The organism is Microcystis sp. M53603_WE2, assembly GCF_030065435.1.
This window is the reverse complement of record NZ_JASJFF010000841.1, coordinates 1-11,080: the sequence shown is the minus strand read 5'-3', so window position 1 is coordinate 11,080 and position 11,080 is coordinate 1. Positions and strand designations below refer to the sequence as shown.

Genomic DNA, 11,080 nt, shown 5'->3' with positions numbered 1-11,080 from the left:
GGTCTCCCATCGAGATTTAAGGGTAAATTTAAGCTTTGAAAGTCTTTTTCTGGCCATTCATCCCTAAATTCCCCATAAATACACTGACCATCAATGATATCAAAAATACTTTTGACCCGCAGCACTTCCCCATAGGCTCCTTGGGTTAATTCTGTCCAAAAGGTAGTTAAACTGGAAAAATCGAGGACTTCTCCCGTTAAAACGGCTCTATAAATCTGTATTTCTCGTTTTTTTAACCATTGATCACCTTTTATTGTTGTTTTGACGGGACTGAAGACAATTTCATCGACGGGTACTTGTCCTTCGGAGATTTCTGCTTCTGGAGACGTAATCGCTACCCGATGACAATTGAGGGGTTTTAGAAAGCTTTCGAGGGATTCTGGGTCTAAATGCCATGGTACTTCCATATAGACCGTATTTTTAGCCGATAAACTGCTTAAACGGTCTTCTTCTTCCCTAGAAACACAGGACAACTGGGGAAAGTCACTCTGTAAAGTGAGACGATCAATGGGAAAAGTTTCCGTCTGGGGACTAAAATATAGACTTGGCTGCTTGCTCTGAGCGATTTGTTCGCGAATCCAATGGGTTTTTCCCGCAGCTATACCCCCCGTCACCACGATAATCATTTTGCTCCTTCTCTATTGTGGTAATGATAATCATTCTAGCATAAGCCCGATAGCAGCAAGTCAACGCCGTTAACTATTTTTCCAGAAATAACTGCGTTATTTAGCGAAAAAATCCTTAATTTCTGGCGTATTATCCTTCTTTTCTGTAGGATACCATTGGGTTTGTCCATCGGGTAAGTCAACTAGGGTAACTCCCATCATTTTTAATTGTTCCCTTAATCGATCGCTTTCGGGATAATTTTTGGCTTTTCGAGCGCTATTTCTTTGAAAAATCAGTTCTTGAATAGCCGTTTCTGGTAAACTCGCTGATAAATTCTCCGGTTCTGGATTAGCTTCTAATCCCAGTATTTTAGCTAAATATACTAAGGTTTGCCATTTAGCAATATTTTCTTGCTTATTTGCGCTCTCGCGTCGTACATCTTTCGCTAGTTCAAAAATAACTGCTAAAGCGGCCGCAGTATTAAAATCATCATCCATTACAGCTTGAAAGCGGGATATAGAGTCGGAAAAAGGCGAAATATCTAGATATAGCTCGTCCTGATCACTATTACCCCATAAAAGACCCTGTTGCAGTGTATTCCAGCTATTACGCGCTGAATCGATCGCCGCTTCCGTAAAGTCCAAAGGTTTGCGATAATGAGCTTGGAGAACAAAGAGACGTAAAACCATTGGATCGAGGGGACGATTGAGTAAATCACGGATAGTGGTAAAATTGCCCGTAGATTTGGCCATTTTCTCGCCATTAACCCTAACCATGCCATTATGCAACCAATAACGGGCCAAAAGTTGCCCTGTCACCGCTTCCGATTGAGCAATCTCGTTTTCGTGGTGAGGAAATACCAGATCCCCACCACCTCCGTGAATATCGATCGTCTCCCCTAATAGCGATCGTACCATAGCCGAACATTCGATATGCCAACCCGGACGACCGGAACCCCAAGGCGAATCCCAACTGGGTTCATCAGCTTTTGCCGCTTTCCAAAGAACAAAATCAGAGGAATGTTGTTTTTTATCTGTATCTAGCTCGCTTAAACGTCCACTTGCTCCCATTTGCATTTGTTCGAGATGACGACCGGATAGTTTGCCGTAGTCCTGAAATTGATTGACTTTGTAGTAAACATCGCCATTAACATTGTAGGTATAGCCCTTTTTTTCTAATTCTTGAATCAACTGATGAATCTGGGAAATATGTTCAGTTACTCGCGGATAATTAGTCGCTTCTTGAATGTTTAAACGTCTGGCATCCTCAAAATAAGCTTGTATATAGCGCTGAGAAATTTCTGTCATGGAAACTCCTTCCCGTTGAGCGCGAGTGAGAATTTTATCATCGATATCGGTAAAGTTTTGGATATATGTAACCTGATAACCTCGCCAAGTTAAATAGCGACGGATGACATCCCAAACAATGTAGGAACGCGCATGACCAAGATGACAATAATCATAGACTGTCACCCCGCAGCAATACATTTTCACTTGTCCGGGGGTGAGCGTGCTAAAAGGTTCTTTTTGTCGGGTTTGGGTGTTGTAAATTAGCATATTTTTGAGTTATTTAAGATACTGACAGGGGTTAAAATCAACCGTTTGAAAAAAACAACTTCTTGCTCCCGTATGACAGGCTATATCGCCAATTTGTTCGATTTTGAGCAGTAGGGTATCAGCATCACAGTCATAGAAAATAGCTTTAACTTTTTGAATATGTCCAGAAGTTTTGCCTTTATGCCATAATTCTCCACGGGAACGACTCCAATAGTGAGCTTCTCCTGTAATTAGGGTTTTTTCGATCGATAGTTGATTCATCCATGCCATCATCAAAATAGTTCCATCTTGGTAATCTTGAGCAATGGCAGGAATTAATCCCTGTTCGTTAAATTTTAAAGTTTTTATCCATAAATTATTCATAGTTTGTACTTTTTAATTTTTTGAGAACTAGCCAAGCATTCGTTTAGTTGTGTCAAGATTTCCTCTTTATTTAAATTTCTGCCGATAAAAACTAACTGATTCTGAGGAGATGTATCCCATTCTACCGCTTGCAGATCGTAACGAAGACCGCTCAATTGAAAAATATGTTTTAAATCGCTTTGTTGAAACCAGAGAATCCCTTTAGCTCGAAAAACATTTATCGGCATTTTTTCCGTGAGAAAAGGTTCAAATTTATCTAGATTAAATGGTTTATCGCTAACAAAGGAGACAAAATTAAAGTCTTCAGTAGATTGATTATCACTGGAGATTGGGCGATTTTTTTGAAAGTCTCTCAACTGGACTTTATACAATTCTTCTTTAGTTAAACCTAGATCTAACAATAAACCCAAAGGAACCTGACCATAACTACTTTTTAGGAGTCTTATACCCTCTTTTTCTCGACGAATAAACTTTTCTAAATCATCTAATTTCTTGGAACTGACTCGATCTATTTTATTGAGAATTACCACGTCACCATAACGAATTTGACTAAGGGCAATGTTACTATCAAAATGATCCGCAGTAAAGGTTTCAGAATCCACGAGGGTAATAATAGAATCTAAGCGAGTCAAATATTTTAACTCCGTGGCCAAGAAAGTGAGGATAATTGGCAAAGGATCGGCTAATCCTGTGGTTTCAATAATTAGATAGTCCACGGGTATTTCTTTTTCTAAGACCTGATAGACTGTCTCAATTAAACTATCGTTAATCGTACAACAAATACAGCCATTACTCAATTCTACCATATCTTCATCGATGGAAACAAGCAATTGAGAATCAATATTAATATCCCCAAACTCATTGATTAAGACGGCAACTTTTAACCCTTCTTTATTGTCAAGAATATGATTGAGTAAGGTGGTTTTTCCACTCCCTAAAAAACCAGTAATAATCGTCACAGGCATTCCTGATTTAGGTAAACAAGGGAGGGAATCGGAGAGGGGAATTATCAAAGAACTCATGGCAGCTAACCCACTTGTAAGTTAATTAATTGGCAGAAAATAGGCTTTTCTCAACCCTGTTAAATTCGTCTGGAGGGGATCAATCTCCCCTATTTGCTGGTTTATACAAAAGCTTCAGAGATTAGTTTTAGATAGGATCGCCGTTTGCATTTTTTCTAATAAATCTGCCAGCGTCATCGAACCTAAATCACCCCCTTGTCGAGTGCGAACACTTAGAGTTTTACTGCTAACTTCTCTTTTTCCAATCACAGCTAAGACAGGGATTTTTTCTAGTTCTCCTGTACGAATTTGTTTGCCTAAACGCTCACCACTTTTATCGATTTCCACTCGATAACCAGCTTGTTTTAACTGCACTGCTACCTCTAAAGCATAATGCTGCTGTTCATCACTAACGGGTAATAAACGGACTTGAATAGGTGCTAACCAGAGAGGAAAATCTCCCGCATAATTCTCGATTAAAATACCAAAAAATCTTTCCAAAGAGCCAAAAATAGCTCGATGAATCATAATCGGTCTTTCCCGAGTACCATCCCTAGCGACATATTGCATATCAAAGCGTTCTGGCAAGTTAAAATCGACCTGAATCGTGGAACATTGCCACATTCTACCGATCGCATCTTGAATTTTTATATCAATTTTTGGACCATAAAAAGCCCCACCTCCCTGATCCTCAATATAATCCCACTTTTTAGCATTTAAGGACTCAATTAAAGCTGCGGTTGCCAATTCCCAAACACTATCGCTACCCACGGATTTACTGGGACGAGTCGATAAATTTACCTCATAATTAGTAAAGCCAAAATCGGAGAGAATTTTCTCGGTTAAATTTAAAACTCCTAGAATCTCTGCGGCAATTTGTTCGGGCAAACAAAAAATATGAGCATCATCTTGAGTAAAACCTCTTACCCGCATTAATCCATGTAAAACCCCCGATCGCTCGTAACGATAAACTGTGCCTAATTCTGCCCATCTGAGGGGAAATTCTCGATAGGAATGCAGGTCATTTTGATAGGTTAAAACATGAAAAGGACAATTCATCGGCTTAATTTGATAGCTTTGCTGTTCTAACTCGATCGCCTCAAACATATTGTCGCGATAAAAGTCCCAATGTCCCGAAGTTTTCCACAGATCTAAATTAGCTAGATGGGGAGTATAAAGAAATTGATAACCCGCTTCTAAATGAGCTTGGCGCCAATAATCTTCGATTAAATAACGCATTGTTGCACCCCGGGGATGCCAAAAAACTAAGCCTCCACCTGCATCTTCTTGGATGCTAAATAATTTTAATTGTTGTCCCAATTTGCGATGATCTCGTCGCTGCGCTTCTTCTTTTTGTTGGAGATAATTTTGTAATTCTGCGGGGGTTTGCCAAGCTGTGCCGTAAATTCGCTGTAATTGCGGCTGTTTTTCATCTCCTTGCCAATAAGCACCCGCTACACTTTCCAAGGCGAAAGCATCGGGGTTAATTTCCCCCGTCGAGTTGAGATGGGGTCCCGCGCACAGATCCCACCAAAATTCTTCCGGGGGAGAAACAGCACCATCAATTAACGAGGGTTCTCGATCGCTCCGTCCTGCGTCTGGACTACCGATAAAATAACGGGTAATGGTTTCATCTGGGGGAATTCTCTCTAAAATTAACTTTTTGTAGGGTTGATTAAGGCGCTCGATTTCTGCGGCAATTTCGCTTCTTTCCAGCACTTCTCGGATAATTGGCAGGTTTTGCCCGATAATTCGCCCCATTTCTGCCGCTATTTTCTCCAAATCTTCGGGGGTAAAGGGTGTTGGGCGATCGAAATCGTAGTAGAATCCCGTTTCTGTCCAGGGACCAATAGCGACTTTGGTTTCAGGAAAGAGAGTTTGTACAGCCATCGCTAAGATATGGGCGCAAGTATGGCGTATTTTTACGATTTTTTGCGAATCTTCTTGGATAACGGGGCTTTCTGCTAGGGGGTACTTAATCTGATTGACCATTGCCTGCTAAAATGATAATGATTATCATCTTAGCAGAGGAGGGCTGATGTCTGAGAGAAAAATGCGCTCAACATCTATAAGCTATGTATATTAAGGGTTGAGTTCGTAATCATTCCCCTTATTTTTCAGACTGACTATACTCTGCTTAGATGTACTCCATAGCCAGCAAAAAGTGGCTCTCCTAGACTGGTTATAGCAAATGAGTAGTTTAAATGAGCCTAACTCCTTAAAAAGTAGAGAATCCAACAAAATAAAAAGCTTTTTTATTAAAATTGCTTTTTTGAATTCCTAGTAAGCTTTGCTACACAAGTCTCACAGGAATTATTGTGCTAATATATCATAACTACTCTAGAAGAGCCATAATTTATAATCGGCCAAGTGCTTATATTCATGACCCCGATTATCGCGTGGAACAGGATGTGGTTGGGGTTGTCCTCGTTCATCTGGTGGAACAAACCGAGGTTGTTTAGCTTGACAAATTATTAACTCGGCCCAATTTTCTAGACTTCTATTTTCTGTAAAATATTCAAACTCATGTAGTGAACGAATAACAGGCGGCATTGTCAGACCTAATTCCGAACAATAATTAGTTTCCTCGATCATAAATTCAAACATTTGAGAAGGTCTTATTGCATCATAAAAGGAGAGAACCAAAGGAATAACAGGCTTATCTTTCAAATTATACGCTCGAACGGTTGCCGAAATTTGTTCTGTAGCTTCGTGAAATCTCATATAAAAATTGGCTAGTCCTTCAGGATGAAAACAGGCGCTAGTGTCAGGGGACATTAGCGAATTCTTACATTCGATAATAATATAGGCATTAGGAAGGCATATCAAAAAGTCTGCTCGTTTTCCCGCTTTATTGATCGAGTCTGTTTCGTCAACAGGAATTCTTTCAAAAGATGTCGGAGCAATCTGGGGCAAAAAAACTGTTTCCAGATATGTTTCCACCGCATCACTTAAAATACCATCTCGTTTTTTTCGATTCTCTTCGTAGGGCGTAAGAATATTTGTGTTAATCTGGTTCCAGCAGGATTCAGACAAAGAAAGAGGATCGGGAAGACAGTATTTTTGTTTGCCAAGATATATAAATGGAATATCTAAAAAATAATTATAAAAGAATGGTTGATAAGGTTCTGATACTGTTTCTATACTTCGCTCAACTTTTGTCCAAAAACATTGAGAATCTTTTTTTGTAGATAGATTAAAAGGCAAGCTATTGAGTGAAATAAATTTTTCAAGATTCTCTTGAGTAATTCCCTGATCTTCGAGTTCTTTATCCCGAGAAAAGTCGATAAGACCCCATTGCTCTCCATTGCTCTTTCCCCATTCAATCGCCGACATAAATTGATTAAAGTAAACCTGGGTTGATAATCCCGCTCGCTGATAAAAAAGCTCAAGAATAAGAGGGTGTGATTGATGAATAATCTCCAATAATTTAATCGTGCGCTGAATACGGGATATTGGGTTTCCAAATCCAGAATTTTGAAAAGCCGCCGAACGCTGACAGAAGAGTCCTGGCGAATGGCGGCGCACTTTCTCTTTTGTGATAAAATCACTAGGCTTGATCGTCCAGTTACGAACTTTGTTTATATGGTTTTTCTCGTATTTTGCAATGTTATTTACGATTTCTTCCGATTCTTTTTTCAACAGATTTTTGTCTGAAATTGTATGGTTCGGCCAACCAAAATAAACTTGAATCAAAGAATCGAATTCTTCTGGAATTATTTCTTGATCACGATGTATGTTTCCCGCACTAGCAAGAAGGATCAATCGAATCGCATAATTGCGTAATGCGTTACTTTCTACCCATTTACAAGGATCACTCTTCCAGCTTTCCCAGTTGCGCCAACAAATATTAGCTCCCATTTTTAAAATAGAATGAGAGTTATATCGACGAAGATAGTCTTTTAATTCTGTTATGTTCGAGAAGTTCATGAGAACGGGACGCGCGAGTTACCTAGTCTAATTATAGTACATCGCTCCGGGACGATCGATCCCCCGAAAAGTGTCCATTCTAACCCTAACGAATTGGGTCTAGAATGCTATTGTAGTGATTTCAAATAAGTACGATACACTCTCGATCGATAAAACCCTTATTCTATCTGGCATTGATATTCCCAATCTTAATTGAAATGACTATATCTCGAAAATTTACCGAGACAAGTCCAACTTAGACCAATCCTCGACTTCCAACGTGTTTCTCGCTCAAAATCCCGACAATCGAGTGCCTCTTCCGAAAAGGCACGCATTGGATGCACCGCACATTTCAAGCGATAATCTCCGGTACAAAAAACACAGCGACTACAGGGAATTCGATGCAGCTTTTGCAACTGCCGGCGCCCTTGGGCAACAGCAAGAAAAAGGGCAGTAAAAAAGAACAGCAGCGTTATCCAGATCGCGATCGGACAAAAGAGCGGTATTAGCCTTAACATAAATCTCGATTTTTGTCAATTAAGGAATAATTACAGTTTGCTCAGAAAGAAATTCCTGTGGAACTAGAGATCGCCAGAAACTAAAAATCTCTTGACTGACGCTGTAGGGGTGGGAATAGTGGAAAAAATAACGTCCTTTGTGACAACTCCAAATGCGATCGCCTGACTTTAACCAGGGTTGCCATCCCTGCAATAAATGCCGATCAATTACCGTATCGATATCTCCCCCACAGACTAACAGGGGTACGGGAACTGTCCCCGGGGGGAAATGGGCATTCTGATAGAGATTATGGGGAGAAAGGGACAATAATAAATCCTCTTCCAAGAGATAGCGATATTCTTGGGTTAAAGCGCAGGATTGATGACCAAAAAGATTGTGAACCGATTGATTGAGCAGAGTTTGACGAGAACAAGGCAGTAATTTTGATAGCACATAATAATGAGCTTGCCAATCGATCGCCGGATAGACTCCCACAGAGAGCAAAGTTAAGGATTTTACCCTTTCTGGATAACGACGCGCATACAGTAATCCTACTAATCCCCCCGTGCCGTGGCCGACTAAATGCAGCGGTTGATCGCATTGTTTCAGGTAATCTTGTATTAATACCAAGGCGATATCAAGAGAAGCTGGCTCATCAAGAGATTGACAGTATTGCCAATCAGCGATCGCAATTTCCCGGGCTAAAAAATCCAACACCGGGCGATCAAAACGGCGAAAACTGGGGTTAACATTAATCCAAACTGCATCAGGTAATCGAGACATAATAATCAAGGATATAGGGGATTTTTCAGTGATCAGTAAACAGTAATCAGTAATTGGTGAAAAGAAAGCTGCGAACTAGCCACTTAATACTATTCACTGATAACTGATAACTGATAACTGATTGATAGCTAACTAAACGCCAAATTCGCCCTTAAGTCCCGCGACCCAAGTTTTGATCCGTTGTTCAGTTAAATCGGATTGGTTGTCTTCATCGAGGGCTAAACCGACAAATTTGCCATTTTTTAGGGCTTTCGACTCGTTAAAATCGTAACCTTCTGTCGGCCAATAACCGACAGTTTTACCCCCTAGGGAGGCGATTTTTTCTTCCAGTATCCCCAGAGCATCTTGAAAGTTATCCGCATAACCGATTTGATCCCCCATCCCGAAATAAGCGACCTTTTTGGAGACGAAATCAATGTCATCCAATTCATCGTAAAAACCCTCCCAATCGCTTTGTAATTCGCCGATATTCCATGTGGGACAACCGATAATCAGGGCATCGTAGGGGGCAAAATCCTCGGTAGAAGCGGAGGAGATATCGTGTAATTCTACAATTGCCTCACCTCCAAATTCTTTCTGAATCATTTCCGCCACCGTTTCGGTTTTGCCGGTTTGCGTGCCAAAAAATAAGCCAATTTTTGCCATAAAATTTGTCCTTGTTGCGAAATAAGTGAGTTTAACTCTTAATTCTCCTTGATAGGGAATAAAGCCCCTGATTACAGTTTTCTCCCTCTGAAACTGGCATTTCCTGCCGGCAAGAACTACAGTACCAATAAGAGCGAGAGCGTCCAATGTGATGCAGCAATTTGGTGTTACAACAGGGACAGTAAGGCATAAGGGACAGTTAGAAAGATTGATCAGCGGGGAAAATTAGGAAAATCGATAGTTTATCCTAATCTTCCTTGAAAAAACTAGGCTTCTATCGCATTTAAGGCTTTTTCTACTCGTTTAAAGTCAAAACCCATCGCGCGTAAAGCGTGCCAGAGATGACCTTGTAAAAAGAAGAAAGCGAGGAAAAAGTGGGCATTAGCTAACCAACAGCGCGCCGTATGCACTCCAAAGGGCAATTTCACCGTGTCGGCAAAGTAGGGAGCAATTCCTAACTTCACTTCTAAAATTGGCCCGTAAAATTCGACTGGATAAGCGAGGGTATTTACCCCACAGAAATAGGCGGCCACGAAACCAGCGAGGGCAATTCCGCCCAAGGAATAGGATAAAATGGCTTCTCCGGAGAAAATCAGCACATTTCTCGCCCATTTGAGCGGGGGAACGATAATATGCCAGACACCGCCCCCAATTAACATTAAACCGACGTAGATATGACCACCGACTAAATCTTCGAGATTGTCCACAGTAGCGAAGTGGGTTTGATAGCCATAGATAACCCAAGGATCGAGGGTTGGTTCACTAACGACTCGGACAGCGCCGATAGTTGCGTCGTATAATCCCCCCCAGTACATAGCTCTGGCCACTAATAATAATGCAGCTATACCTAAAAAGAGCAGGTGATGACCGAGAATAACTCCTAATTGTCGGGGTTCACTCCAATCGAAATGGAATTTTTTCCCCGGACCGGAGGAATCTTTCAGGGTTTCTGGGACTCTTAACAGGTGAAATAAGGCTCCTGCTCCCAAAACTGCCGAAGAAATCAGATGAATTGAGCCAATCACGAAAAAGGGATAGATATCGATGATTTGCCCCTTTTCTCCGACTCCAAAGCCTAAAGTGGCCAGGTGCGGCAGTAAAATTAAGCCCTGTTCTGCCATGGCTATATCGGGGCGATACTGGGAAATTTCAAATAAGGTGAAGGCTCCTGCCCAAAAAGCGATTAAAGCAGCTTGAGCAACGTGGGCAACGATAAATAAGCCTGATTTATCGGCAAAACGGGCATTTCCTGCCCACCAGTCGTACTCGATCTGAGGATTATCGTAGGTCTGCATGGCATCTTTTAACGAAAATAGAACCAAGCTTATTGATAATAATATGCAATAAGCTTTAAGTCTTAGTCTAGAATAATTCTCAATAAAGTCAAGTTAAGAATTGTTACAGTTGCTCGGCATACTTTAATACATCAGTATTTTTAGCCTGATCAGCCTTTGAAAATCAAGGCTTTTCAGCATGAATCTTGGATCGCAGCTAGAGTAATCACCTCAAATAATTGAGAATAATTATTAATTAATTTTTAACAAAGACTAGAGGATAATTAGCTTGTCATCACTTAAACAAGCCTGTAATTAGGGTCTGCTGAAAAAGTTTTTCCTGGGGGTAGGAGTCAGTAGCCGGTCGTCAGGAGTCGGTCGTTTCAGGCTTTGTTGCCCTTGTTTTTTGTACCAAGCGATGTACCACAAGAAGGATAATGCAAGG

At 40.8% G+C, this 11,080-nt stretch carries 9 protein-coding genes and 1 pseudogene; 1 reads left to right on the top strand and 9 read right to left on the bottom strand.

Features of this window, described 5'->3' with window-relative positions; translation table 11 throughout:
- From PX481_RS17895 to PX481_RS17870, 6 genes and pseudogenes are all read right to left on the bottom strand, one after another.
- Positions 1–626, bottom strand: a 626-nt coding sequence (locus tag PX481_RS17895) for a hypothetical protein (RefSeq protein ID WP_288095290.1), incomplete at its 3' end; no start/stop codon positions are given.
- 96 nt (positions 627–722) lie between these two features.
- Complete coding sequence (gene cysS / locus PX481_RS17890) at positions 723–2,162, bottom strand: cysteine--tRNA ligase (RefSeq protein ID WP_288095287.1); 1,440 nt, start codon at positions 2,160–2,162, stop codon at positions 723–725.
- Positions 2,163–2,207: 45 nt separating this feature from the next.
- Positions 2,208–2,525, bottom strand: a pseudogene (gene hisI, locus PX481_RS17885) (phosphoribosyl-AMP cyclohydrolase); the annotation flags it as partial.
- Positions 2,522–3,547 carry a CobW family GTP-binding protein gene (locus tag PX481_RS17880; RefSeq protein ID WP_288095284.1) on the bottom strand — a complete coding sequence of 342 codons (1,026 nt, stop codon included), beginning with the start codon at positions 3,545–3,547 and terminating at the stop codon, positions 2,522–2,524. The pseudogene hisI and the gene PX481_RS17880, both read right to left, overlap by 4 nt.
- A 114-nt stretch (positions 3,548–3,661) precedes the next feature.
- Entirely contained in the window at positions 3,662–5,518 is a 1,857-nt protein-coding gene (gene thrS, locus PX481_RS17875; protein ID WP_288095282.1) for a threonine--tRNA ligase, read from the bottom strand.
- A 348-nt stretch (positions 5,519–5,866) separates the two neighbouring features.
- Positions 5,867–7,456 carry a hypothetical protein gene (locus tag PX481_RS17870; RefSeq protein WP_288095280.1) on the bottom strand — a complete coding sequence of 530 codons (1,590 nt, stop codon included), beginning with the start codon at positions 7,454–7,456 and terminating at the stop codon, positions 5,867–5,869.
- A gap of 317 nt (positions 7,457–7,773) precedes the next feature.
- Here PX481_RS17870 and PX481_RS17865 point away from each other — a divergent pair, with 317 nt between their 5' ends.
- Positions 7,774–7,944, top strand: a complete 171-nt coding sequence (locus PX481_RS17865; protein ID WP_288095278.1) for a hypothetical protein — start codon at positions 7,774–7,776, stop codon at positions 7,942–7,944.
- 28 nt (positions 7,945–7,972) lie between these two features.
- On the opposite strand, the gene PX481_RS17860 is transcribed toward PX481_RS17865, so the two are convergent.
- From PX481_RS17860 to PX481_RS17850, 3 genes are all read right to left on the bottom strand, one after another.
- Positions 7,973–8,716: an alpha/beta hydrolase gene (locus PX481_RS17860; RefSeq protein WP_288095275.1), complete on the bottom strand. Its 744-nt coding sequence runs from the start codon at positions 8,714–8,716 to the stop codon at positions 7,973–7,975.
- A gap of 132 nt (positions 8,717–8,848) precedes the next feature.
- Positions 8,849–9,361, bottom strand: coding sequence for a flavodoxin FldA (gene fldA / locus PX481_RS17855; RefSeq protein ID WP_002760221.1), 513 nt, complete (start codon positions 9,359–9,361; stop codon positions 8,849–8,851).
- Between the two features lie 266 nt (positions 9,362–9,627).
- Entirely contained in the window at positions 9,628–10,656 is a 1,029-nt protein-coding gene (locus tag PX481_RS17850; protein ID WP_002760223.1) for a chlorophyll a/b binding light-harvesting protein, read from the bottom strand.
- Positions 10,657–11,080 lie beyond the last annotated feature (424 nt).